This is a genomic window from Pseudomonas sp. 22526 (genome assembly GCF_052044735.1).
GTDB lineage: Bacteria > Pseudomonadota > Gammaproteobacteria > Pseudomonadales > Pseudomonadaceae > Aquipseudomonas > Aquipseudomonas piscium.
The window spans coordinates 16,186-41,232 of record NZ_JBQENK010000028.1 but is presented as its reverse complement, the minus strand read 5'-3'; the positions used below and the strand labels follow the sequence as shown (position 1 = coordinate 41,232).

At 65.4% G+C, this 25,047-nt stretch carries 16 protein-coding genes; 5 read left to right on the top strand and 11 right to left on the bottom strand.

Annotation, left to right across the window (positions count from 1 at the left end):
• The first annotated feature begins 4 nt into the window (after positions 1-4).
• The gene (locus tag ACTJKT_RS29075; RefSeq protein ID WP_440789853.1) at positions 5-451 is read left to right on the top strand and encodes a TadE/TadG family type IV pilus assembly protein; all 447 of its coding nucleotides are present in this window, start codon (positions 5-7) and stop codon (positions 449-451) included.
• Positions 448-3,216 (top strand): ATP-binding protein, encoded by a 2,769-nt coding sequence (locus tag ACTJKT_RS29070; RefSeq protein WP_440789851.1) that lies wholly within the window; start codon positions 448-450, stop codon positions 3,214-3,216. The genes ACTJKT_RS29075 and ACTJKT_RS29070 overlap by 4 nt, the downstream gene beginning before the upstream one ends.
• Here ACTJKT_RS29070 and ACTJKT_RS29065 read toward each other — a convergent pair.
• The 6 genes from ACTJKT_RS29065 to pbpC form a co-directional block, all read right to left on the bottom strand.
• The gene (locus ACTJKT_RS29065; protein WP_440789849.1) at positions 3,201-5,129 is read right to left on the bottom strand and encodes a pilus assembly protein TadG-related protein; all 1,929 of its coding nucleotides are present in this window, start codon (positions 5,127-5,129) and stop codon (positions 3,201-3,203) included. The two genes, ACTJKT_RS29070 and ACTJKT_RS29065, sit on opposite strands and share 16 nt — an antisense overlap.
• 168 nt (positions 5,130-5,297) lie before the next feature.
• Positions 5,298-5,855 (bottom strand): DUF4136 domain-containing protein, encoded by a 558-nt coding sequence (locus tag ACTJKT_RS29060; RefSeq protein ID WP_025807952.1) that lies wholly within the window; start codon positions 5,853-5,855, stop codon positions 5,298-5,300.
• Positions 5,856-5,979: 124 nt separating this feature from the next.
• Positions 5,980-6,591 (bottom strand): DUF4136 domain-containing protein, encoded by a 612-nt coding sequence (locus ACTJKT_RS29055; RefSeq protein ID WP_210475553.1) that lies wholly within the window; start codon positions 6,589-6,591, stop codon positions 5,980-5,982.
• Positions 6,592-6,603: 12 nt separating this feature from the next.
• Entirely contained in the window at positions 6,604-7,353 is a 750-nt protein-coding gene (locus ACTJKT_RS29050) for a methyltransferase (protein WP_025807954.1), read from the bottom strand.
• Positions 7,353-7,655, bottom strand: a complete 303-nt coding sequence (locus ACTJKT_RS29045) for a MazG-like family protein (protein ID WP_009041990.1) — start codon at positions 7,653-7,655, stop codon at positions 7,353-7,355. The genes ACTJKT_RS29050 and ACTJKT_RS29045 overlap by 1 nt, the downstream gene beginning before the upstream one ends.
• A 66-nt stretch (positions 7,656-7,721) precedes the next feature.
• Entirely contained in the window at positions 7,722-10,025 is a 2,304-nt protein-coding gene (gene pbpC, locus ACTJKT_RS29040; protein WP_440789908.1) for a peptidoglycan glycosyltransferase PbpC, read from the bottom strand.
• A 226-nt stretch (positions 10,026-10,251) separates the two neighbouring features.
• Between pbpC and ACTJKT_RS29035 the strand changes: the two genes are divergently transcribed.
• Positions 10,252-10,545, top strand: coding sequence for a hypothetical protein (locus ACTJKT_RS29035; protein ID WP_053277279.1), 294 nt, complete (start codon positions 10,252-10,254; stop codon positions 10,543-10,545).
• A gap of 78 nt (positions 10,546-10,623) precedes the next feature.
• Here ACTJKT_RS29035 and ACTJKT_RS29030 read toward each other — a convergent pair whose 3' ends face one another.
• On the bottom strand, positions 10,624-15,528 hold the full coding sequence (locus ACTJKT_RS29030) for an alpha-2-macroglobulin family protein (protein WP_440789845.1): 4,905 nt from the start codon (positions 15,526-15,528) through the stop codon (positions 10,624-10,626).
• 303 nt (positions 15,529-15,831) lie between these two features.
• Here ACTJKT_RS29030 and ACTJKT_RS29025 point away from each other — a divergent pair, with 303 nt between their 5' ends.
• Complete coding sequence (locus tag ACTJKT_RS29025) at positions 15,832-17,178, top strand: MATE family efflux transporter (RefSeq protein WP_440789843.1); 1,347 nt, start codon at positions 15,832-15,834, stop codon at positions 17,176-17,178.
• Between the two features lie 61 nt (positions 17,179-17,239).
• On the opposite strand, the gene speA is transcribed toward ACTJKT_RS29025, so the two are convergent.
• The 4 genes from speA to ACTJKT_RS29005 form a co-directional block, all read right to left on the bottom strand.
• Positions 17,240-19,153: an arginine decarboxylase gene (speA, locus tag ACTJKT_RS29020; RefSeq protein WP_440789841.1), complete on the bottom strand. Its 1,914-nt coding sequence runs from the start codon at positions 19,151-19,153 to the stop codon at positions 17,240-17,242.
• 221 nt (positions 19,154-19,374) lie between these two features.
• Positions 19,375-19,746: a translation initiation factor Sui1 gene (locus ACTJKT_RS29015; RefSeq protein ID WP_007921638.1), complete on the bottom strand. Its 372-nt coding sequence runs from the start codon at positions 19,744-19,746 to the stop codon at positions 19,375-19,377.
• 299 nt (positions 19,747-20,045) lie between these two features.
• Complete coding sequence (locus ACTJKT_RS29010) at positions 20,046-20,582, bottom strand: NUDIX hydrolase (RefSeq protein ID WP_097305750.1); 537 nt, start codon at positions 20,580-20,582, stop codon at positions 20,046-20,048.
• A 3-nt stretch (positions 20,583-20,585) separates the two neighbouring features.
• Complete coding sequence (locus tag ACTJKT_RS29005; RefSeq protein WP_025807961.1) at positions 20,586-21,653, bottom strand: DUF2333 family protein; 1,068 nt, start codon at positions 21,651-21,653, stop codon at positions 20,586-20,588.
• Between the two features lie 293 nt (positions 21,654-21,946).
• Between ACTJKT_RS29005 and gcbA the strand changes: the two genes are divergently transcribed.
• The gene (gene gcbA, locus ACTJKT_RS29000; protein WP_440789838.1) at positions 21,947-23,611 is read left to right on the top strand and encodes a diguanylate cyclase GcbA; all 1,665 of its coding nucleotides are present in this window, start codon (positions 21,947-21,949) and stop codon (positions 23,609-23,611) included.
• Positions 23,612-25,047 lie beyond the last annotated feature (1,436 nt).

Genomic DNA, 25,047 nt, shown 5'->3' with positions numbered 1-25,047 from the left:
CGCCGTGAAAGTGAACCTGCCTGGAAAACAAAAAGGTGCCGTGGCCATCGAATTCGCCATGGTCTTCATCATCTTTTTCGCCGTGTTTTATGGCCTGGTCAGCTACAGCGTGCCGCTATTGATGGTGCAGTCCTTCAACAAGGCGACTGCCGAAGCAGTGCGGCGCAGCGTCGCCCTGGACCCCAGTATGCCCGGTTATGACGCCGCCCTGATAGCACGCGCGAAGAACACCTTGCGCGAGCAACTGACCTGGATTCCGGAGGCCTTCGACTTCGACGCCAACAGCGCCAGCGATGCCACCGTGACTTACGCCGGCGGCCTGCTCACGGTGCGGGTCCACTACTCCACCGACAAGCTCAGACAGGTCATCCCCTTCCTGGTGCTGCCGGGCCTGGGCAGCGTGCCCGCCCTGCCAGCGAACCTCAGCGCTCAGTCGAGTCTGCAATTTTGAGCTCGGGCGACAAACTGCTCGGGCGTTTTCTCGGCCGAACGACGCCCCAGGCGCTTCCTCCCGCGCCGCCCCTGGCCACGCCCGGGGTCGGCCTGCTGGTGCACCTGGATCACAACGCCCAGGTGCTGCAAATGACCGGCCCGCTGCGCCATGCCCTGGCTCAGCCGCCGTCCGCCGAAGGGCCGGCGCCACTGCTGGATTACCTGCTGGCCCACAGTGCGCTGAGTGTCGAAGGCAACCCTGGCGACTGGCAAGGACAGGTGCTCGACCTGGACTTCCATGGCGCCAGCGGGCAAATCCTGCACCTGCGCGGCTGGGTGCAACCCTCCACCCAAGGCTGGCTCCTGCACCTGCTGGACATCGGCGACCTGTTGCTGGAACGCCAACAGGCGCAGCAACGCCAGGACTGCCAGCAGTTCGCCGCGCAGATCAGCGAACAACTGCGCCTGTGCAGCCTCTTCCGCCTGCCCGAGGTACTGCATGAGCAACTCCATGCCCTGGCCCAGCACTGGCATATCCCCTGCCTCGCCCTGGCGCTGCTCGACGACCAGGAGCAGGGCTGGCACATCCATGGCTTGTATCAGGCCTCCGACGCACCGCAGCTGTGGCACAAGGGCCAGGTCCTGGGCACCGGGCTGGACAGCCTGAACGGCAATGCCCCGCAAGCGCTGAGCTTCACTCAAGGCCTCGGCGACTATCCGCGCCTGCAACGGGCGTTCGGCAACAGCGAGGGCTTTGTCGTGCCCTTTCGCGACGATCACGGCGTCGCGGCCTGGCTGCTCTGCGGTTTCTACCCGGTGCGCCAGCTGGCGCCGCAGTTGAGCGAACGGGATTGGCTGCAATTGAGCGCCGCCCTGGCCGGGCCCTTGCTCGGACGCCTGCGCGAACAGCAGCACCATCACCAACTGGAGCGCCTGGAGGCCTTGCAAGGTTTGCTCGGCACCGGTTGGTGGGAGCTGTTCCCGCAGGACAACGAGATCCAGCTGGCGCCGCAACTGGCCCTCAACCTGCTGCTGGAACCACAGACCCGGCGCTTGTCGCTGCAAGCCTGGCTGGCCTTGATCCACCCCGCCGATCGCCAGGAGCTGAGCAGTCGCCTGCAGGAGTTGCGACAGGGCAAATCCCTGCTGCTCTGCGTACGCTTGCAGCGGGCCGACCCGCAGCTGCCAGCCATCTGGTACCGCCTGCAGGGGCAGGCCCTGGGCATTGGCCAGAACCAGCGTTTTGTCGGCTTCATGCTGGATATCAGCGACATCAAGAACCAGGAACAACAGGCGGCCGCGGCCCACGCCCGGCTGGACAACCTGATCGCCCATTCGCCGGCGGTGATCTATGTCCAGCGCTATGTCGAGGGCGCGCTGCAGCCGACCTTTTTCAGCGACAGCCTGCAGCCACTGCTCGGCTGGAGCCTGAGCGACTGCAACGACGGCGCCCTGGCGGAACGGGTGCATGCCGACGACCGCGACCGCTACTTCGAGCGCAACCGGCAACTGCTGCGCGAAGGAGCGGTGCGCAGCCGCTATCGCCTGCTCGACAGCCGTGGCGAATACCACTGGGTACTCGACGAAGCCAGGCTGCTGCGCGATGACCTGGGCATGCCGGTCGAGGCCGTCGGCCTGTGGCTGGACGTCACCGACGCCACCCTGGCCGCCGAGCAGATCCGACTCAGCGAGGAGCGCTACCGGATCCTGGTGGAAGACTCCCCGGCGATGATCTGCCGCTACCTGCCCGACCTGACCCTGACCTTCGGCAACCGGCCCCTGGCGACCTACCTGGAATGCCCGCCCGAACAACTGGCCGGGGCCAACCTCGGTGACTGGCTGTCCGCCGAACAACACACCGCCTTCGTGCAACGCATCCGCCAGCTGACCCCGGAATTTCCGGTCAGCACCGCGGAAATCAACCTGCAACTGCCGGGGCGCGAACATGCCTGGTGGGTCTGGTCCGATCGCGGGGTGTTCGACGCGCAAGGGCGCCTGCGGGAGATCCAGGCCGTCGGCCGCGACAACACCGAAGTCCGCCGCTCCCAGCTGCAACTGATGCAAAGCGCGAAGATGGCCACCCTGGGTGAAATGGCCACCGGGCTGGCCCATGAAATCAACCAGCCGCTGAATGTCATGCGCATGGCCATCGTCAACGTGCTCAAGCGCCTGAACAACGGCGACGTGCAGCTCGACTACCTGCAGGACAAGCTCAAACGCATCGATGCCCAGGTCCAGCGGGCCGGCCGGGTGGTGGACCATATGCGGGTGTTTGGCCGCAGCTCGGAGATCGAGCAACAACCTTTCGACCCGGCCCAGGCCGTGGAAGGCTGCCTGTCGCTGCTGGCCGACGGCATGCGCGGCAAGGGCGTTGAATTGCGTATCGCGCCAATCGACTTCAAGGTGCAGGTCCGGGGCCATGTCGATCAGCTTGAGCAAGTCTTGATCAACCTGCTGGTCAATGCCCGGGATGCGCTGCTCGGCCGGCGCGAGCAGGATCCGGACGTGCGGCCCTGGATCGAGATACGCGCCGAACATGACCCACAGCGGGTGCGGCTGCTGGTCGAAGACAATGCCGGCGGCATTGACCTGCGCCTGCTGGGGCGCATCTTCGAGCCCTTCTTTACCACCAAGCCGGTCGGCGTGGGCACCGGGCTCGGGCTCTCGGTGAGCTACGGCATAGTCGAAAATATGGGCGGCCGCCTGAGCGTCAGCAACACCGACGAAGGCGCCTGTTTCTGCATCGAGCTGCCGCTGGTACAGAGCGATCAGAGCACCAGATAAGCCCGCCCGGCCTGGCCGCAACTGAGGTTGGCGCCCACCTCGACCTTAGCCAGATCGATGCCCAGCACCGCCAGGACATTGTTCAACAGCGGGTCCAGCAAGGGGCCGAGCAAGGCACCGATAGCGGTGGCCAGCAGGCTGACCACGCTGTTCAATGCCGTCAGCAAGGTATTGAGCACCACGCCGAGCAGACTGCCGATGGTGGGCGAATGCGGAGTCAGAGAGATGCCGGTCAGCGACTCGCGCAGGCTGCTGACCACATTGGACGCGGTCACGCTGTGCCAATCGTCGTCTGCCAGTTCCTGCTTCATTTTCGGTGGATTGATAAAGGTGAAATTCGGCTCGTGGGTGCCGGCGATCGAGGTATCGATCATCAACTCGCTACCACCGCCGGCAAACGAGACGCGCGCCCCGCAAGGGCCAAACAGCCCCTGGCAGGTCCTCGCGCCGATATCCACCAGCGGCAAGGGGCTCACGCTGACCTGAGCGGTCGAAGACGTCCAGTTGCTCGCGTCCACCCGACCGACCTTGAGTTTGACCGCGGAGGTGGTGGTGTCGACGGAAAGGCTGTTGTCGCTGTCGCTGACGCAGGTATAGCCGGTGACATGGCTATCGCCGGCCGCCACTTCGAGGCTGACATCCAGGTTCGCGCCGTTCGGCAGGATCATCAGGTCGGTCTTTACGCAGGGGCCGCCGAGCACACAGCTGAGATTGGCGCTGAGTACCGTATTGAGGGTGACCACCACCGGCGACAGCAAGGTATTCACCGCCTGCAACACGCTGTTGATCAGCGAGAGATCCACCGTCAGCAATGCACGCACCTGAGCGGTACGCACATAGATGCGATTGGGCCCCAGCGGGTCGGCGGCGGCCAGCTCAGGGTTGCCGATGGCGAACTCGGGAGGCGACACGATCTTGACCCGGGTGGTGACGCCCGCCAGCCCCAACACATTCACCGGCAGCGTGACAGCCGCGGCGCTCTGGCTGCTGGCCAGTTGCAGGAATGCCTCGACCAGGCTCAGCAACTGGACGTTGGCATCCAGCCCGGAGTCCGCGGTGCCGGTCTGCAACTTCAACAGCTCACCCAGTTTCACCGGAACGGTATTGATGGCAGCGGCCTTGATGCTGCCCAGGGCCGTCAGGACCTCGGCGGTGGCGCCGTTCTTCTGGGCCACGGCGATGCTGGTCTGGATCAGTTGGGTCACGTTGGTATCGACGCCGAGCAGTTCACTGTAGTTTCCGGCGCTCACATCCAGGTCGATGGCCAGCTGATTCAGGTAACTCAACAGGCTGATGTCGGTATCGACCAGGCCTTGCCAACCGAGCAGGCTGACATTGATCGCACTACCCGCGAGGCCGCCGAGGGTCCCGTTCAACAGGTTGAGATCGACCAGCGTGCTGCGAATCGTCAATTGCGCCAGCGGCGGCTTGGGTTGGGCTGCTACAGCCGAGGCACTCAATGAGGTCGTGGCGCTGACGGGATTGTCGGAAAACAGATTGGCAATACCAACGGCGATACTGGTGCGCACCGAGTCATCACTGACAACCACCTGGATGGCGCTGGCCAAGCTGGCGTTGGGGCTGAAGGTGCGCAGGTTGTCGGCACCGGTCTGTAGCGAGCCGCAGGTGGCTGTCAGTGGTCTGTCGGCTGCCACCACAAATCCGTTGCGCTCCGCGCTTTCGCGCGCGAACGCCGCTGCGCTACTCCCCGCCAGACAATTACCGCCCCGCGCCACCGCTTCCAGCGCGGCGTTATCGGCCACCCGCTGCAACTTTCGCTGCTCTAGATAAAGGCTTCCACTGTCGACAACCACCAGCGAGCACAACACCGCCGTGCTCAGCGCCAGCGCCCCTATCAGACCAATAGCGCCACGCTGCCGAGCCGGTCCGGAAAACTGCGTGCGGGAAGACATGGAGCACTCCTTTGCCGGCGCACTGCCGGGCGCAACCTCCGCTGGGTGAAAGGAGTGTAGTCAAGGCTGCAACACAACGCTGGCGACTTGCCAGCGCTGTGTTTGGGAAGTGAGCCATGTGAAGCGAGGGCCCGTGCAGCCCACGCCCCGTTGCGCAAATGCAGCGACTTATTTGGGCGGATAGTTCGCCAGGATCCGGCCGACCGTCTCCCTGATCGCCGAGCTGCGATCAGCGGGTTTCGGCGTGCTGCTGAGTATCTGCTCGTCGCTGCCGCGCCACACCAGCTTGCCGTCCTTGCCATCGAGCAGGTCGATCTGGATGGTGGCGACCTTGTAGGTGATGTTGCGGGTTTCGTTGTACATCGGCGCGCCCCAGTAGCCGTTCCACGGGCCACCCCAGCCGCCGCCGTAATTGGTGGTGACCTGCTGCTGGCGGTTCTCGACGATCAGGTAAGTCTGAACGTTGAGATCAGCCTTTTTGCCCGCTGCGGCCGGACGCAGGCCGCGCTGGTCCAGTTGGTCGCTGACCGCCTGGCGGATGCGCTGTTCGGTCAGGTCGCTCTTGATCCGCGGATCGTCGGGGCGGTATTGCAGGGCGGGTTCCTTGAAGCTCCAGCTGCGATAGGCAGCGAAGTCGCGACTGGCATCGAAGTCATGGTTGACCTGGTTGGCGGCGCAGGCGCTGAGCAGCGCGGCCAGGGCCAGTGAAGCAAGAGGGCGGAACATGATGTTTCTCCAGAAGAGCAAATGCACCTGAAGGGATGTCGCTAGGGTCTGTACGAAAAGTCGGCGAGCGAAGGTCAGGCAAGCCTGTTTTTAACCCAGTCCAGCGTGCAGCTTCGTACAGAGCCTAACTAGGAGGATACGCCGCCATGGCCTTTTCCACAGCCTCGCGCAACGCATCGGCGCGCTCGCTCAGGCTGCCCTGGCTCGAGGTTTCCGCGCTGGCGCTCCACACCGGCTGGCCACTGCTAGCGTCGAACAGATTGACCCGTACCACCACGACTTCCACCTCGTAGGTACGCACCACCGGCACTGTGTTGTACATGCCGTAGCCGGGGCCGTAGCGGTTGTAGCCATAACCTCCGTAACCGTAGCCGTAGTCGTCCTGCACCTGGCGCAGGCGCTTTTCCAGGTGCAGGTCGGCGCTGACCCACAGGTCCGCCGGGCGGTTGTCGTGCAGCGGGCGCAGGCCGCGCTGGTCGAGGGCGTTGCTGACCGCCTCGGCGACCTGCGCCGAATCGGCCCAGGCCGAGCCGTTGGGCAGGCGCCCGTCGCGCCAGGCCCAGTTGCGATAGCGGCCATAGTCGCGCTGGGGCGCCGGATAGGCGCTGCGGTCGAAGGTCCCGGCCGCCTGCGCAGGTGCCGGCGGCAACGGATTGGAACTGGCGACATAGGGGTTGGGGCTCTGGCAGGCCGCCAGCCCCAGGGACATCACAAGCAAACCAGCGTGGCGTTTCATTTCGGACTCCGCTCAGACCGGACGGCAAATCCAGTGCAGGTAACGCCCAAGCCCGGCAAAGCTTGGGTGACGACGATAGGCCAATTCCATTTCCAACAAATCCAGCAACTCGGCGCGGGCCTGGAACTCCACTGGCATGTAGTCGTGGAAAACCCGTACCCCGCTCTGTGTTTCGACCTGCCACAAGCCGTCGAGTTGCGCCGCCAGCTCCCGCGGATCGAGGGGCTGTTGCGGGGTCAGGCTCTGCTTCTCGCCGGCCATGTCGTTCTTGCGCATCTTGCGAAAGTGGCCCTTGAGCAGGTTGCGATAAATCAGTGCATCGCGGTTGTAGAAGGCCAGCGACAGCCAACCGTCCTGAGTGGTCAGTTGATGCAGCACCGGCAGGATCGCGTGAGGCTCGGCCAGCCATTCCAGCACCGCATGGCACAGCACCAGATCGTAGGGTTCGGTGAGCTGGCCCAGCAGGTCCTGCCAGGGCGCCTGGATAAAGGTCGCCTGCTGGCCGGCCTCGGCGAAGCGCTGGCGGGCGCCTTCGAGCATCGGTTCGGCCGGCTCGGCCAGGGTCACCTGGTGGCCACGCTGGGCCAGCCACAACGACATGTGCCCGAGCCCGGCGCCGATATCCAGCACCCGCAGCGGCCGGTCCGGCAAGGCTTCGGCCAGGTCGGCCTGGAGCACCGCCAGGCGGATCGCGCCCTTGGCGCCGCCGTAGATCTTTTCCGCAAAACGGGTCGCCAGCTGGTCGAAATGACGGTCGCTCATCAGCTGAACCGCCGTTCGCTGTCGGCCAGCTTGCTGCGCACTACCTGCTCCAGGTCCAGGCCCAGTTCGCTGCACAGCAGCAACAGGTACAGCACGATGTCACCGACCTCCTGGCCGGCGTGGGCCAGCTTGTCCGCCGGCAGTTGCCGCGACTGGTCTTCGCTCAGCCACTGGAAGATTTCCACCAGCTCGGCCATCTCCACGCTGGCGGCCATGGCGAGGTTCTTCGGGCTGTGAAATTGCCGCCAGTCATTGCGGTCGCGAATGGCGTGCAGGCGTTGGGTCAGTTCGTCTAGGTTCATCGGGGTCTCCTGAAGGCGTATAGCTTCGGGGGGATGGCGAATGAAGGCAAGGCCCGCGCCCTCCCCTCAATCGATAACGCTGAACTCGACCCGCGCCGTCTGCCCGCCTTCGTCCAGCACGCTCAGTTGATAGGGCCCCAACCGTTCGAAGCTGGCGTTGATGCTGTCCTGGTTGGCACTCTCGCCCAGCGGCTCGCCGTTGACGAACCACCAGCGCCGGCCGCTGCCGCCCAGGGCCGACAGCTTGAGGCGCAGCAGTTCCTGGCTGGCCGCCGGGCGGCGCAACCGATCGCCCTCGCGCACGCCGACAATGGACAAGGGCGCCGCTGCCGCCAGGGCCGGCCCGGGGCAATCCGGGTCGTTGGCCGGCAGGCGCGCTTCACGCCGTTCGATGCGCGGCAGCCAGGGCTCCAGCGGCGCCGGCCACAGCGCGATATCCCGCGCCTGGGCGCCCGGGCACTTGGCGTTGACCCGCAGGCCCTTGGCATTGACCCAGACTTGTTCCAGCAGGCCGACGCCCAAGGGTTGATCCGCCGCCTGCAAGGTCGGCGGCGTGGTGCCGTCCAGGGTCCAGGCGAAACGCTGGCGGCGGCAGTTCGGATCGCTGCGGCTCATGGGCTGGCCCAGCGGCCAGCAGATCGCCGCCACACCGACATTCATCGGCACCGGCTGCACCGGCGCGCTGATGCCACGCTGGCTGTCGCGGTTGATCAGCACATCGTGCACTTGCAACATCAAGGGTGCCGCCGAGGCCAGGCCGAACTGGCCCGGCACCGGGGTGCCGTCCGGGCGGCCGATCCAGATGCCGATCAGGTAGCGCGGCCCGACGCCGATCGCCCAGGCGTCGCGAAAGCCGTAACTGGTGCCGGTCTTCCAGGCCAGCACCGGGCGCTGCACCAGCTCGGCCCGCGGGTCGCGGTCCGGGCGCGCCTGACCGCTGAGAATGCGCCGCACGATCCACGCCGAACCGGGGGACAGCAAGGGCCGCTCGCGCAACTCATCGTCCGGTTGCAGGCGGATGCTGGCGCTCTTGCCGCCACGAGCGAAGGCGCTGTAGCCGCTGACCAGGTCCTCCAGGCGGCTGCCGGCGCCGCCGAGAATCAGCGCCAGGTTCGGCTCCGCCAGCGCCGGCAGGGTCAAGGGCATACCGCCGATGCGCATCTCGGCGGCAAAACGTTTCGGCCCGTAGGCTTCCAGCAGTTGCACCGCCGGCAGGTTCAGCGAGGTGGCCAGGGCCGTGCTGGCCGACACCGCACCGCTGAAGCCCATGGAGAAGTTGCCCGGCCGGTAGTCGCCATAACGCCGTGGCACGTCTTGCAGCAGCGATTCGGAATGGATCAGCCCGGCATCCAGCGCCATGCCATAGAGGAAGGGCTTGAGGGTCGAACCCGGCGAACGCGTGGCGCTGATCATGTCCACATGGCCGAAGCGCCGCGCGTCGTTGATATCCACCGAGCCCAGGTAGGCGCGCACCGCCATGCTCTGCGCCTCGACCACCAGGATCGCCGCCGAGGTGTGCTCCGGCAGGCGCGCGCGCCAGCCCAGCAGCAGGTCTTCCAGGCGCCGTTGCAGGTTGGCGTCGAGGGTGGTGCGGATCAGCGGCGGGCTGTCCGGACGGTTCAGCCGCCGCGCCAGCAAGGGCGCCAGGCTCGGCTCCAGGCGCGGCGCCAGCAACAGGGGTTCCTGCAAGGCCTCATCCACCGCCGACTGCGGCCAGACCTGGAACTGCGCCAGGCGTTGCAGCACCTTGTCCCGGGCCGCCTGTGCCCGCGCGGCATGCCGGTCCGGACGCAGCCGGCTCGGCGCCTGGGGCAGTACCGCCAGCAGCGCAGCTTCGGCGTGGGTCAGGTGTTGCGGCGACTTGCCCAGGTAAGCCCAACTGGCCGCGGCCACCCCTTGCAGGGTGCCGCCGAACGGCGCGCGGTTGAGGTAGAGCGTGAGGATCTGCTGCTTGCTCAGGTGCCATTCCAGCTGCGCGGTGCGCCACAGTTGGCGCAACTTGCCGTGCCAGGTTCGCGAATGCGGGTCGAGCAGACGCGCCACCTGCATCGACAGGGTGCTGCCGCCGGACAACACCCGCCCGCCGGTGAGGTTCTGCCAGGCGGCACGCGCCAGCGCCATCGGGTTGACCCCGGGATGGCTGTAGAACCAGCGGTCTTCGTAGGTCAGCAGCGCGTCCAGGTAGTAGGGCGAAACTTCGTCGGTACGCACCGGATAACGCCAGACGCCATTGGCATCGGCAAAGCGCCACAGTGGAGTGCCATCCTCGGCCAGCACCACCCGCGCCAGGTCATCCTTGGGCAGCGGCAGCGGCCAGATGCGGTCGGCCAGCCAGAGCACAGCCCACAGCAGCAACAGGCCGCCCAGCACGATCCGCAGGACTCGCCAGCCACGGCGGCCGCCCGGTTGCGCTGATGCCAAGTCGGGCGACTTTGCCTGGCCGGATATTCGCCACCAGAAACTGCGCAGGCGCGATACAACTAATCGAAAAATCAAACCCGCGAACCTCTATGCTTGGAACGGAACTCGCCAGCGCGATTGATGGCCAAAGGCTCAGGTCTGGCAAGCACGCCAACTTTTTCATCAGGATGCACGCATGCAGGTAGAAAGCTTTTTTGAATGGCTCGGCCAGGCGCTGGGCTCGGTCATACGGTTTATCGTCGATGGCCTCAGCGGTCTGTTCAACGCCCTGACGAACGCCGGCGGCAACTTTATCGACGGCCTGTCGCGGGCGCTGGGCATGGACACTTCGGTCATCAGCATCATCACCCTGATCGTCGGGCTGATGCTGTTGTACTCGGCGGTCCGCGCCTTCATGCGCGCCTCGATCGTCATGGGCATCATCTGGCTGCTGCTGGGGTTGTGGCTGCTGAGCTGGGTGGTGCACTGACCGATAGACGACCGCTGCGCGGTCGGATCGCGAGCAAGCTCGCTCCTACAGGAGGAACGAGCTTGCCGCGATACCCCTTCAACGTCCCTTGATCACCATCTCCGGCAGGGTTTCACCCACGGCCTGCCAGTTCGGCCGGTACATCGACTCAACTTGCGGCGGCGGCACACGATAGGTGCCGGGCGTGACCGCGCGTGCCAGGTACAGCAGGTGCGTGACGCTGTCGTAGCCGTCCAGGTTCAGCGCCGCCACGTAGCGGTCATCGCGGAATTCCTGGTGCTTGAGGCTGGCGTTCTGCATCGACTCGCGCCATTCCTTGACCTGGCTGCTGGCGTTTTCCAGGCTGGCGGCGCTCTGTGCCAGGTTCTGGTTTTCCAGTTCCAGGCCGGCCGGCAGCAGATCCACCACCAGCGCATCCGGCACCCGTTGCTTGGCGCTGACCGCCAGGTGCACCAGCACCAGGTCGCCGCTGCCCAAGGCCCGCAGGTCCAGTGGCTGGCCGTTCATCCCCAGGTATTCGCGCCGAATGCTCAGGTTCTCGCCACCGGCCAGCGGCGCATGCTGTGGATAACCGGAAATGGTCAGTTGCTGGTACACCGGCTCGCTGCCTTGATTGCGCACCGACAAGGGCGATGCCAGCAACGCGCCCTCCAGTTTCAGACCTGGCTGGCCGTTGTTCAGCTCGCGGCTTTCGGTGCCAGTACTCAGTTGCGCGGTCCAGTTGGCTTCCGGCTTGCCCAGCAGGCCACGGCCGGCGAGGAACAGCGAGTTGCGCTCCTGGGTCGACAGGTACGGGCTGGCCGCCAGTTGGTCGGACAGCTCGAACAGCCGCTCCTCGCGCTTGCCCTGGGCCAGGTCATTCTCCTCCAGCAGCGCCAGGATCAGCGCCTGGTCCCGTAGCGGGCTGCCGTAGTCGGCCAGCCAGTCCTTGCTGTTGCGCGAGGCTGCAAGGCCGGCGGTCAAGGCCTGCTCGGCCCGTGGCTGGTCGCCCATTTTCTGCAGGGCGATGGCCAGCTGCACCAACGGCAGGCCGGAGCGGGCATCGGTACGCCGTTCGAACAGGCTGCGCAGCGCGCCCAGCGGCGCCTGTTGACTGCGCGCCAGCACCAGCCCGGCGTAGGCCTGTACGGCAAAGCGCGTGTGCTCGGCGTTTTCGCTGTAGTTGACCTCGATCAGGTTGCGCTCCTGCAGATAACGCAGCAGGCGTTCGTTGGCCTTCTTCAGCGCCTCGGCCGGCACCGCGAAGCCCTGGTCGCGGGCGCGCAGCAGGAAGTCGGTGACGTAGGCGGTCAGCCAGTATTCCTCTTCGCCGTCCGCGCCCCACAGGCCGAAGCTGCCGTTGTAGCGCTGCATGCCCAGCAGGCGTTCGATGCCCAGTTCGATCTTGCGCTTGCGCTCGGCATCCGGCTCGCCTTCCAGGCCCAGGCGTTTCAGGCTGACGGCATCGGCGTACAGCGCCGGGTACAGGCCGCTGGTGGTCTGCTCCAGGCAGCCGTAGGGGTAGGCCTTGAGTGCGCGGATCTGCTCACCAAGGTTCAGCGGCGGCCGGCTCGACAGGCTCAGCAACGCTTCCCGACCGGCCGGTTCGAACGCCGCCAGCTCGCCTTCCGGCAGGCTCCACGGCTGGTCCTTGAGCACCGCGCGGTAATGCCGGAGCAACGCCGGATAGGCCGGACGCACGCCCAGGGTCCATTCGCGGCTGAACGGCGGCAGGCTCTCGCCGGGAAGATCCAGGCCATTGACCAGCACCTTGACCTTGCCCTGGCCGAAGCCGCCCAGCGCCCGCACCGGGATACGCAGCGTGGTGCGCTGGCCCTGGGTCAGCTGCACGCTCTGCTGGGTCTGGTTGACCAGCGCCAGCTGGCCTTCGGTGCTCAGTTGCACATCGAGTTTCTGCGCCTTGCCCGAAAGGTTGGACAGGTCCAGCGCCAAGGTGGTCTGGTCGCCGCCGGCGAGGAAGCGCGGCGCCGACAGCTCGGCGATCAGCGGCGCGGCGATCACCGTCTTGCCTTCGGCCATGCCGTAGCGCTCGTCGGTCCAGGCCTGGGCCATCAGGCGCAGTTCGCCGTTGAAGTCGGGAATGTCGACGCTGACTTCGCCTTCACCCTGCTCGTTGAGGGTCACCGGTGCGCTTTGCAGGGCGACTATGGTGACGCTGGTGTCCGGACGCTTACCGCCCTTGGCCAATGCGGCGTCACCACCGAAGGCCAGGCTGGCCAGGCGGCCCTGGCCGGCTTCGATCAACTGGCCGTAGATATCCAGCTGGTCGGCGCCATAGGCCTTGCGCCCGAACAGGCTGGAATACGGGTCCGGGGTCGGGTATTCGGTGATGTTGAGAATGCCCACGTCCACCGCCGCCAGCAGCACATGGGCCTGTTTCGGCACGCTGCCATCGGCGTTCTTCGCCTGGATCTTCACCTTGAGCGGCTGCTTGGGACGCATTTTTTCCGGCGCGCTCAGGGTCAGGCCGAGCTTGCGCTGGGTGCGATCCAGCGGCAGGTGCAACACGCCCACCGCGCGTTTCGGAGTGATGTTGGCCTTGCGTTCGCCGGGACGGATGACCAGCGCGCTGACATACAGGTCGTGCCGCGCCCATTTCGGATCGAGCTTGATCCCATAGCTCTTGCCTTCGGCCGGCACGTCGATTTCCTGCCACCACAACGGACCGTCACTGGACTCCACCAGCAGGTAACCCTTGCCGGCGGCCGGCGGGGTCACCGTGACATTGGCGGTGTCGCCGTCGCCGTACAGCGGCTTGTCCAGCGCCAGCTTGACCTGGTCGGGGCGCACTGCGCCGCCTTCGGCGTTGTCCTGGGAACGGTAGCCGGCCCAGAAGCGCAGGCTGCTGACCAGCCCGGTCTGCGGATCCTCGACCTCGACGCGATAAGGGCCCCACTCCACCGGGAAGCTGACCTTCGCGGTAGCGCCGGCCTTGATGCTCAGGGTCTGTTCGTCCTGGGTGAGGAATTTCTCGTTGAAGTGATAACTCCAGCCGTCGTTTTCCGAATAGTTCCAGTAGTAGTCGCGGCGCTCGCGCACCAGGCGCACCTTGAGGTTGTCGGCGGCCAGCTTCTGGCCTTCGTGGTTGGCCACCAGCAGTTCGAATTCGACCGGACCATCGCCGTCGGTTTCCGTGCCGTCGAACAGCGCGCGGAGCCCCGGCAACCGGTCCGCCGGCCACACCGGCAGCACCACCCGCCGGGTGATCGGGCGGCCGCCCGATTCCTGCAGGCTGCCCTGGACAATCAGTTGCAGCGGCGAACGGGCCCCGGCCCATTTGCTTTCCAGGGCGATCACTTCTTCGCCGTTTTCATCCAGCGCCGACTCCTCGATCTCCAGGTCCTGGCTCAGCTCTTCTTCGGTGACCGAGCCGAACTGGTAGCCCGGCAAGGCCTTGACCGCCTCGCGCAGCGGCCGCACGTAGAGCTGGCCGCTCAGGCGATTGCCGGCGGCCGGGGCGCCATACAGGTAACGACCGTTGACGCTGATCTCGACGGTCTCGTCCGGCTTGAGCGGTGTGTCGCTGCCCTTGAGTTCCAGCGCCAGGCGCTCGGGCAGGAAATCTTCCACGAGGAATTCGTACAGCTGCGGCTTGCCGTCGCCGAGGTCGAACACCAGTTGCCAGCGCCCGGTCGGCGCTTCGCCGGCCAGTTGCAGCTGGTACTGGTAGAGCCCCGAGGCATCGGCGTCCCAGACGAACTTGCGGCTGACCTGCTCATCCGGCCGGCGCACTTCGACGCTCACCGGCTGTGGCTTGACCGCATTACCGTCCTTGTCCCGCAGCAGCGCGTTGAGCAGCACGGTTTCGCCCGGGCGATACAGGTCGCGGGGGCCGAACACGAAGAACTGCAACGGATGGGGCTGGGGGCCGCCGATATTGAATTCGGCCAGGTCCAGGGCGGCGCCGTTCAAGCGCAGCAGGCTGGTCTGCTCGCCCTGGTGGGCCAGCAGCACTTCGGCTTTCTTCGGCAGCGGCAGTTCGGCATGGCCGCCCTTCTCGGTCTTGCCCTGGCCAAGCACCCGGCCATCGCTATCCAAGAGCTCCAGGCTGACGCCGTCCAGCGCCTTGCCGACTTCCAGGGCCTGGGTGAATACATCCAGGCGGTTCTGGTAACGGTGCACCGACAGGCCAATGTCGCTGAGGGTGAACAGGGTGGCCGGTTGCGAATAGTTGTAGGTGCCCGAGGCGCGCATCACCGCCAGGTACACGCCCGGCTGTTGCAGCGGCTTGAGCCCGGCGATCGGCAGCAGCAGGGTTTCCCGGGTATTGCGCGCCGGGTTGAGGTCGAAGCGGCCGCCATACACCAGGTCGGCCATCGGCAGCAGCTCGCGGGATTCGTAACTGTGCAGGCTGTTATTGCGCCCCCACTGGGCGAGGAACACCGGCAGCGACTCAGGCTTGATGCGGAAAAACTCGACATCGACCTTGTCGACGTTCAGCGCGATCACCGGCAGGCCTTCGGCGAGGCGCGTCGGCAACAGGGTGCCGCGGCTGGCGAAACCGACCGTGGCCTGCAGGTCGCGGGTTTCCAGGCGGCTGACGAACTCGGCGGCCAGGGTCGCGTCGTTCACCCCGCGCAGCCCGGCGTCGACGGTCAGCACCAGTTTGCGCTGCGGCTCCAGGTGGCGCAGGCGCAGTTCCATGAAGTTGTCCGACAGCTCCCAGGCGCCGTCGACCTTGCCGCTCTTGCTGTCCACCAGATGCAGCTTGTCGGCGAACTTCTGCTGCGGGTCCAGGGGCACCGAGAAACTCACCGACAGGGTGCTGGCCCCATCGAGCTGCACCTCGGACACGTCCACCACACTCAACTCGCGACCGGCGTAGCGTTGCTTGAGGACTGCGACATCCTGCACGGGCCGGGCCTTGGCCGCGGGCGCCGCCGCTGTCGGAGCCGAGGCGGTCGCCGCCTTGTCGGAGGTCGAGGAATCGCAAGCGCTGAGCAAGGCCAGCGCACAGGCCAGGAACAATCCTTTGTTAAGCATGGGGCACTCATTGGCAGGAGTATCGAAGGGTTGAACTATATATCACCGCCGTCCGGCTGGCTGTGGCACAGCGCACATTGATCGACAGAGGGCCTATCGAACGACACCGTCCCTGTAGGAGCGCAGCTTGCTCGCGATCAGCCGCGAAGCGGCGCTCTCAAACCCGCGCAGATCCATAAGGGGGGCGGTGAAGGTGCCGACGCCAATCGCGAGCAAGCTTCGCTCCTACAGGATTTGCGGCGTGATTGGGATGGCATGGCCGGGTGGGCAAGCGGCTACAATGCCGGCTCTCAAGGAGCCTGCATGTCCAGCCTGATTTCTGCCTGGCGCCACCGTCCGACCCATGGTCGGGTGTGGGCGCTGGCCGCGCCGATGATTCTTTCCAATATTTCCGTGCCGCTGGTGGCGCTGGTCGACAGCACCGTCATCGGCCATTTGCCCCACGCCCACCAGCTCGGCGCGGTGGCGGTCGGCGCCAGCCTCTATACCTTCCTGGCCTGGGCCATGGGGTTTCTGCGCATGGGCGCCACCGGCTTTGCCGCCCAGGCCGCCGGGCGCGCCGACGGTGCGGCGCTGCGGCAGATCCTGGTGCAAGGTCTGCTGCTGGCCATGGGGCTGGCCTTGCTGCTGGGCGCCATAGGCGTGCCGCTGAGCGGCGCGGCCCTGCAGCTGATGCAGCCTTCGGCCGAGCTGGACGAGATGACCCGGACCTTCTTCCATACCCGCCTGCTCGGGCTGCCGGCGGCGCTGGCCAGCATGGCCCTGGTCGGCTGGTTCCTCGGCACCCAGAACGCCCGGGCGCCGCTGGCGATCCTGTTGAGCACCAACCTGATCAACATCGCCCTCAACCTGTGGTTCGTGCTGGGCCTGGACTGGGGCGTGGCCGGCTCGGCCAGGGCCTCGGTGATCGCCGAATGGACCGGCGCGCTGATCGGCCTGGCCATGACCCGCCCGGCCCTGCGCGCCTATCCGGGGCGGATTGCCTGGGCGGCGTTGCAGCGCTGGGCCAGCTGGCGACCGCTGCTGGCGGTCAACCGTGACATCTTCATTCGCAGCCTGGCGCTGCAATCGGTGTTCTTCCTGATCACCGTGCAAGGCGCACGCCTGGGGGACGCCACCGTGGCCGCCAACGCCCTGTTGCTCAACGGCCTGCTGCTGACCGCCCACGCCCTGGACGGCCTGGCCCATGCGGTGGAAGCCCTGTGCGGCCACGCCATCGGCGCCCGCGATCGCCTGGCCCTGCGCCGTTCGCTGGTGGTGGCCGGCGGCTGGTCGCTGCTGGCCAGCCTCGGCTTTGCCCTGCTGTTCCTGTGCGCCGGGCACCTGTTCATCGAAATGCAGACCGACATCGCCGCAGTGCGCCAGACCGCCTTCATCTATCTGCCTTACCTCGCCGCCCTGCCGCTGATCGCGGTCTGGAGCTACCTGCTGGACGGCCTGTTCATCGGCGCCACCCGCGCCCGGGAAATGCGCAACGGCATGCTGCTCAGCGTGCTCATCACCCTGCCCTGCGCCTGGGCTTTGCAGGGCCTGGGCAACCATGGGCTGTGGCTGACCTTCCTGTTGTTCATGCTGGTGCGCAGCCTGACCCTGCTCGCCTTTGCCCTGGGGCTGCGCCGGCACGATGGCTGGTTCGCTCCGGCCCGCTGAATATTCCTGCGGGCATAAAAAAACCACCGCAAGCGGTGGTTTTTTTCGAACGGTCGACCTATCAGGAAGACAGGTACGACGAGCGGGTCAGGCCCAGACGCAGGGCGTCGAGGAACTGGGTACGCTCGCTGGCGCTGATCTTGGCGCTGGCCACCTTGTCGCGGTAGTGGGTCATCAGCTCTTCCGGCGACAGGTGCACGTAACGCAGCATGTCTTCGATGGTGTCGTGGGTCTCGATGCCGGCGTGGTACACGGTACCGTTCGGGTTCTGGTAGATGTTCACCGAGTCGGTATCGCCGAACAGGTTGTGCATGTCGCCGAGGATCTCCTGGTAGGCACCCACCAGGAACACGCCCAGCAGGTAGTCCTCACCCTCGTTCAGGCCGTGCACCGGCAGGCTGGTCTCGATGCTCTGCTCGTCGACGTACTGCTTGATCTTGCCGTCGGAGTCGCAGGTCAGGTCTTGCAGCACGGCGCGGCGCAGCGGCTCTTCGTCCAGGCGATGCAGCGGGATGATCGGCAGGACCTGGCCGATGGCCCAGGTGTCCGGCAGGCTCTGGAACACCGAGAAGTTGCAGATGTACTTGTCGGCCAGCTTGTCGTTGAGTTCGTCCAGCACCTGGCGGTGCGAGCGCTGGCGCGCCTTCAGCGAGTTGTGCAGGCGCCGGCACACGGCGAAGTAGCACTGCTCGGCCAGGGCTTTTTCAGCCAGGGTCAGCTTGCCGTCGGCATACTGGGCGGCCACGTCGCTCATGTAGTGGGTGGCGCGCCAGTAGGTTTCGGTGACCATCTCGATGTCGGTCGGGCCCAGCAGGTCCACCAGCCATTGCACGGTTTCCGGCAGGTTTTCCTTGTTCTCGATCAGCGGCACGTCGTCGTTGTGTTTCTCGACGTCGGTCACCTGCACCACCAGCATGGCGTGGTGCGCGGTCAGCGAGCGGCCGCTTTCGGAGAAGATGTGCGGATGCGGCAAGCTCTGCGCGTCGCAGAATTCCTTGAGCATGCCGACCACGACACCGGCGTAGTCATCCATGTCGTAGTTGATCGAACTGGCGTTGCGCGAGTGGGTACCGTCGTAGTCCACGCCCAGGCCGCCGCCGACGTCGATGTGATCCACCGGCAGGCCGAGGTTGCGCAGTTCGCCGTAGTAACGGATGGCTTCCTTGAAGCCGTGCTGGTAGTCCGCCAGGTTGGCGATCTGCGAGCCCATGTGGAAGTGCAGCAGGCGGATGCCCTGGTCCAGGCCAGCAGCGCGGAAACGCTCGACCACCGACAGCAGTTGCGCCGCCGACAGGCCGAACTTGGATTTCTCGCCGCCGGTGTCGGCCCACTTGCTCGACGCCAGGGACGACAGACGCACGCGCAGGCCGACCTGCGGCTTGACCTTGAGCGAGGCGGCCTCTTCGATCACCAGGCCGACTTCGGATTCTTTCTCGATCACGATGAACACGTTGTGGCCCAGCTTCTGGCCCATCAGCGCCAGACGGATGAACTCACGGTCCTTGTAACCGTTGCAGACGATGGTGCCGCCTTTCGGCGCCAGCGCCAGCACCGCCAGCAGCTCGGGCTTGGAACCGGCTTCCAGGCCGATGGAGACGTTCTGGGTGGCGATGATGTTCTCGATCACCGCTTCCTGCTGGTTGACCTTGATCGGGTACAGCGCGGTGTACTTGCTCTGGTATTCCAGGCGCTCGATATTGGCGTCGAAGGCACCGGTCAGCTGGCGCACGCGGTCCTGCAGGATATCCGGGAAGCGCACCAGCAGCGGCAGGGACAAGCCGCTCTTGCGCAGCTCCTCGACTTGTTCGAACAGGTCGATAGGCGAACTGTTCGGGCCGTTCGGACGAACTTCGACGCGACCGGCGTCATTGATCGCGAAATACCCGGCCCCCCAATGGCGAATCCCATAAACACTGCGGCTGTCCGCAACTGTCCATTGGCTGCCATCGTCTTTGCGTGTGCGTCGTACGGACATCGAAGTCCCCTATAAAGAAGTCATAGAGCGCCACCCCGGTCCGGGGCTGGCGCAGTCTAAAGAATGAAAATGACGATTAGCCTGCAACGAGGGCATAGACCTCGTTTACAGCGCTGAGTTTAGAAACCGGTCATGAACAGGCTCTGTGAAAACCATGAAGACGACGGCAACCTGAATCGGATCAGGGCTGCATCAAGTCGGGGTGGTTTTCACAGAGGCTGCTAGCCGCCGGACTTCTTCGCCTTGAAACCGTGCTTGATCAGCTCTGCCAAGAGTAGCTCGACATGATCGCCCTGGATCTCGATGACGCCGTCTTTCAGCGCGCCACCTGTGCCACAACGTTTCTTCAACGTGGTCGCCAGCTCCTTGAGCGCGTCTTCGGCCAACGGCACGCCGGTGATGGTGGTCACCGTCTTGCCGCCACGGCCCTTGCTTTCGCGACGCACGCGAGCGATGCCGTCGCCGGCAGGGATAACGGTTTGTTTGCAGATGCAGGCTGCCACCGGCTGGCTACAGTCCGGGCAATGTCGACCTGCGTCGGTGGAAAATACCAGGCCACCAAGGGCGGCGAAGGATGCGGCTTTTTTGGCCACCGGCAATCCTCTTGGGAGGACAAAGACTGGTCGAAGCACATGGCCTGTGCCATCGACCGCGAAGCCCCACTCAGGCAGGGGCAGCGCTACTGAACCGGCATACCCTTGTAGGAGCGAGCTTGCTCGCGAAGAACACAAGGGCACCGCGGTCATTCAGAATGCACGCGTGTTCCTTGACGACTATCGCGAGCAAGCTCGCTCCTACAAAAAGCAATGCCGGCTCAGCTTGAAAAAGGTCGCGCAGTGTAACGGCAAAAAGCCGACTTGCTAAGAGCCTAAGCGCGCCAATTTATACAACTTTAACGACGCCGCGCCAGATAGCGCTGCAAGGCCGCCAGGGAGTCCGGGCAATAGGGCTTTTCGGCGATTTCCCGCATCACTTCGTCGATCGCAATGAAGCGCGCTTCCAGCACCTCTTCCGGCTGCAGGCGCAGAGGCCCGTCCCAGACCGCCGAAAAGGCCGAACACCAGAGGCGATTGCCGGTGTCTTCGAAAAAGAAGTGGTCATGGGCGGTCAATTCCACCCCGCTCACCCCCAGTTCTTCCTCCAGCTCCCGGGCCGCCGACTCGGCGTAGCTCTCGGTGGCCAGCACCATGCCGCCCGCGGCCACGTCCCAGTAACCGGGGTAGAGGGCCTTGCTCAGGGTGCGCCGATGCACGCACAGCTCACCGGCGGAATTGAACAGCAGGATATAGGTGCCGCGCCCGATCAGGCCGCGTTCGCGCAACTCCGAGCGGGCCAGCGCGCCCAGCAACTGGTCTTCGCCATCGACCCAGGCGACTTGTTCGGCATCGGAGGCCGCGCGATGCGCGGCCTCATTGGAGGTAACCACCATGAATCAACCCTGGTTGAGCAATTGACGCAAGTCGATGACAGCCGCGTTGGCCCGGGAAATATAGTTGGCCATGACCAGCGAGTGGTTGGCCAGCACGCCGAAGCCGCTGCCGTTGAGAATCATCGGGCTCCACAGGGTTTCCTGGGAAGCTTCCAGTTCACGGATGATCTGACGCACGCTGACGGTAGCGTTCTTCTTGGCCAGTACGTCGGCGAAGTCGACCTCGATGGCGCGCAGCAGGTGCGACAGGGCCCAGGCCTGGCCGCGAGCCTCGTAGAACACGTTGTCGATCTGCATCCAAGGGGTTTCCACCACCTCTTCGTCAACCTGCGGCGACTGGCCCGGCGCCGGGGTTTCGGTTTTCAGCGCGGTGTTGAGCTTGACCCGGCCAACGCTGGCCGACAGGCGCTGGGACAACGAACCCAGGCGGGTCCCGACGTCACCCAGCCAGTTGTTCAGGTTGTCGGCACGGGCATAGAACAGCGCGCTCTTCTGCTCCGGGTCGGACAGGCGTGCCTGGTAGCGGCTCAGGGAATTGATGCCTTCCTGGTACTCGGACTCGCTGGACGGCAGCACCCAGCTCTTGTTGTCGAAGTTGAAGCGCGGCTCGGCCTTGGCCAGGTCGGCGTCCTCGGCGGACTGCGACTGGGAACGGGCGAAGTCCTTGCGCAAGGCGCGGGTCAGGTCGCGGACCTGCACCAGCACGCCGTATTCCCAGCTCGGCATGTTGTCCATCCACAGGCCCGGCGGGAAACGGTCGTTGGAGATATAGCCACCCGGCTTGTTCAGCAGGGTGCCGGCCACGGTCTTGAGGGTTTCCACCGTGGTGTAGCCCACCACCATCTGCTTGCCTTCCTTCTCGGCGGCAATCTGCGCGCTTTGCTGGACCGGGAACAGCGACGGCTCCTGGCTCCAGTACCAGCCCAGGGCACCGGCCACCAGCAGGTACAGGGCCAGCAGGGTGCCCAGGGCGCGGCTGAACAGCAGGCCACCAAAGTAGCTGCGTGTCGCCGACTTGGGTTCGGCAGCACGATCCGGCGCGCTGCCCGCGCGGTTCTTCCAGTCCAGCATGGCTATATCCTTTCAATCACTTGGGTTCATCGGTTCGACCACAACCCTACTCCATCGTGCCTCGAACCGAGCGGATTAAAAAATCATCCACCGCACAAGGCGCCACATGCCGGGTGTACATCGAGCGGCCACTATAAATGAAGCACAGTTCAGAACCTATGCGACCAGTCGGTCGGGAACTGAATAAGGTCGCTTTGCAGATTGTTGACGTACGACACTCGTACAATCCATAAGAGGTGCTAGCATAGAGCCACCAGTCGATCTCAGCATGCACCCTAACTAGTAGTCAGGATATGACCGAGCCAGAAGACCCCAGCCGTGAGCGCCTCAAGCACCACTTTGCCCAGCGGGTAATTCACCAGGCTCGTCAGATCCTCGAGATATGGCAGCGCCTGCAGCGCAGCGAATGGTCGACCGCCGACATGTCCGAACTCAGCGAGGCCAACCTGCGCCTGCTGCGTTTCGCCGAACGCTTCGAGCAACCCGAACATACCCAGCTGGCACGCAGCATCAGCGACTCGCTGGAAGCCGTGGACGCCAACCGCGGGCGCCTGAGCAGCGGCCTGATCACCGACCTCAACCGCCTGATGCAACGCCTGTCGCGCACCGGCCTGCGCCATGGCGACCAGCTGGAACAGACCTTCCTGCCGCCCCTGCGCAAGCCGATCTACGTGATGCTGCAAGATCACGATCGCGGCGAGCGCCTGGCCAAGCAGCTGGAATTCTTCGGCCTCAGCGCCCAGTCCCTGGACAGCATCGCCGCGTTTCGCTCCTCGATGGTCGAGCGCCTGCCCGCGGCGATCGTCATCGACGTCGATTTCTGCGGCAACGGCATGGGCCTGCAACTGGCGGCCGAAGCCCAGGAAGGCCTGGAGCAGAAGCTGCCCCTGCTGTTCTTCAGCCTCCATGAAACCGACACCCCGACCCGCCTGGCCGCCGTGCGCGCCGGCGGCCAGGAGTTCCTCACCGGCACCCTGGAGGCCTCGAGCCTGCTGGAGAAGATCGAGATCCTCACCTGCGTCGCCCAGTACGAACCTTATAAAGTGCTGATCATCGACGACTCCCGCGCCCAGGCCCTGCACACCGAACGCCTGCTCAACAGCGCCGGGATCATCACCCGGACCCTGATCGAGCCGATCCAGGCCATGGCCGAGCTGGCCGACTTCCAGCCGGACCTGATCATCCTCGACATGTACATGCCGGCCTGTACCGGCACCGAACTGGCCAAGGTGATCCGCCATAACGACCGTTATGTCAGCGTGCCGATCATCTACCTGTCGGCCGAAGACGACCTGGACAAGCAACTGGACGCCATGAGCGAGGGCGGCGACGACTTCCTGACCAAGCCGATCAAGCCGCGCCACCTGATCACCACCGTGCGCAACCGCGCCGCCCGCGCGCGCAACCTCAAGGCGCGCATGGTGCGCGACAGCCTGACCGGGCTGTACAACCACACCCATATCCTGCAACTGCTCGAAGACTGCAGCTTCCGCGCGCGCCGCGAGAACAAGCCGCTGAGCTTCGCCATGCTGGATATCGACCACTTCAAGCGGGTCAACGACAGCCACGGCCACCCCATGGGCGATCGGGTGATCAAGAGCCTGGCGCTGTTCCTCAAGCAGCGCCTGCGCAAGACCGACTTCATCGGCCGCTACGGCGGCGAAGAATTCGCCATCGTCATGCCCGACACCGACCTGGAAGCGGCCTGCAAGGTACTGGATGAAATCCGCCAGCGCTTTGCCGAAATCCACTACCCGGCCCAGCCGCAGGACCTGTGGTGCACCTTCAGCGCCGGGGTGGTCGAATTGCGGGAAGACTCCGACAGCCTGATGATGGCCAGCCAGGCCGACGAAGCGCTCTACCGCGCCAAGGACGGGGGACGCAACCGGGTCCAGGCGGCGCGCCATCAAAGCGCCACTTTTTCACCGGATTCCACCGATTCGGTCATAACCCTGTAATACAAACGCAATAAATTCAGGCGCTTACCATTCAAGTCGTTGGTAGAACGCGATGCGCCTGAAGCTGCTGACCAATCTCAATACCCTGCTATTAGTTGCCGTTTGCCTGGCCCTGGGCGCAACGCTCTGGTGGTCGCAACGCGCCCTCGAGCGCCCCTATCTGTTGATGGAGCGCTACCTGGGCTTGTCCCAGCAGTTCCAGAACCAGGCGGCGCGCAACATCGAGGACTACCTGGCCAGCGGCGACGCCCTGCGCCTGAGCAGCGCCAGCCAGGCCATCGAAACCCTGCAGGTCCAGCTCGACGAACTGCCCGCGGAGCTGGCGCAAAGCCTGCGCCCGAGCCTGTCGGGCCTGGCTGAATTCAGCAAGACCGACCTGCTGGCCGCCGGCAAACTGGCCGGCGATCCACAAGCCTTGCTGCTGCAGGCCGAGCGCGAGCTGGGGGCCAGCCTCGAACAACTGAGCCAGTACGCCACCGGGGCGGCCAGCAATCCGAGTGCCGCGCCTTACCTGCCACTGCTGCTGACCGCCTCCCAGCACCTGGGCAAGCTGTCCCTGGCCCGGGAAAAACTGGTGAGCAGCGGCCGCAGCGAGCTGGCCGCCGATGTCGAGCGCGAAGTGAGCAACATGCGCGCCCAGGCCGAGCAGCTGGAAGCCCTGCCCTTGCTGGGTGTCGCGGCCAGCAACGAATCGAACACCGATGACTTCGCCGCCATGATGGGCCTGGAGAACACCGAGAAGGCCGCCGCCGAAGACGCCGGCATCGGCCTCAAGCGCGAACTCAACAGCCTGCTCGGCCGCTACCCCGCCGAGCTGAACCGCACCCGCGAGCAGATCCAGAAACGCGCCGACCTCAGCGCCGCCACCCACCTGAAAATCACCGCCGTGCAGCAGGCCATCGCCGAGCTGGAACCGGTGGTGCGCGCCCAGCACGGGCAGATCCAGGGCGAAGTGCGGCTGATGCAGGGCTTGATGATCGGCCTGATCCTGCTGATCGCCCTGCTCATCGACACTCTGCAGCGCCGCCTGGCGCGGGTCCTGACCAACCTGGCACCGGCCCTGTCGACCTGGGCCGAAGGCGACTTCAGCCGCGACATCCAGCTGGGCCGGACCAACCGCGAACTGCACGACATCGAGGAATCCCTGAACCGCCTGCGCGCCTACCTGGTGGACCTGGTGGGCACCATCCGGCAGAACGCCGAACAGGTCGCTGGCAGCAGCCGCGCCCTGGCGGACCTGAGCACTGGCCTGCACGGCGGCGCCGAGCGCCAGGCCGGCGATACCGCGCAGATCCGCGACGCCCTTGGCGAGCTGGAGGCGACCATCCAGCAAGTCGCCGGCGATGCCAGCCAGGCCGCCGATGCCAGCCGCAGCGCCGGGCTGGCGGTGGAACAGGGGCAGAAAGTGATAGGCCTGAGCCTGACCGGGCTGCATG

What these genes read in the sequence shown, in the direction of transcription:
- ACTJKT_RS29065 (WP_440789849.1), bottom strand. Translation starts at nt 5,129, where the DNA reads ATGTCTTCCCGCACGCAGTTTTCCGGACCGGCTCGGCAGCGTGGCGCT.
- ACTJKT_RS29060 (WP_025807952.1), bottom strand. Translation starts at nt 5,855, where the DNA reads ATGTTCCGCCCTCTTGCTTCACTGGCCCTGGCCGCGCTGCTCAGCGCC.
- ACTJKT_RS29055 (WP_210475553.1), bottom strand. Translation starts at nt 6,591, where the DNA reads ATGAAACGCCACGCTGGTTTGCTTGTGATGTCCCTGGGGCTGGCGGCC.
- ACTJKT_RS29050 (WP_025807954.1), bottom strand. Translation starts at nt 7,353, where the DNA reads ATGAGCGACCGTCATTTCGACCAGCTGGCGACCCGTTTTGCGGAAAAG.
- ACTJKT_RS29045 (WP_009041990.1), bottom strand. Translation starts at nt 7,655, where the DNA reads ATGAACCTAGACGAACTGACCCAACGCCTGCACGCCATTCGCGACCGC.
- ACTJKT_RS29035 (WP_053277279.1), top strand. Translation starts at nt 10,252, where the DNA reads ATGCAGGTAGAAAGCTTTTTTGAATGGCTCGGCCAGGCGCTGGGCTCG.
- ACTJKT_RS29030 (WP_440789845.1), bottom strand. Translation starts at nt 15,528, where the DNA reads ATGCTTAACAAAGGATTGTTCCTGGCCTGTGCGCTGGCCTTGCTCAGC.
- ACTJKT_RS29025 (WP_440789843.1), top strand. Translation starts at nt 15,832, where the DNA reads ATGTCCAGCCTGATTTCTGCCTGGCGCCACCGTCCGACCCATGGTCGG.
- speA (WP_440789841.1), bottom strand. Translation starts at nt 19,153, where the DNA reads ATGTCCGTACGACGCACACGCAAAGACGATGGCAGCCAATGGACAGTT.
- ACTJKT_RS29010 (WP_097305750.1), bottom strand. Translation starts at nt 20,582, where the DNA reads ATGGTGGTTACCTCCAATGAGGCCGCGCATCGCGCGGCCTCCGATGCC.
- ACTJKT_RS29005 (WP_025807961.1), bottom strand. Translation starts at nt 21,653, where the DNA reads ATGCTGGACTGGAAGAACCGCGCGGGCAGCGCGCCGGATCGTGCTGCC.
- gcbA (WP_440789838.1), top strand. Translation starts at nt 21,947, where the DNA reads ATGACCGAGCCAGAAGACCCCAGCCGTGAGCGCCTCAAGCACCACTTT.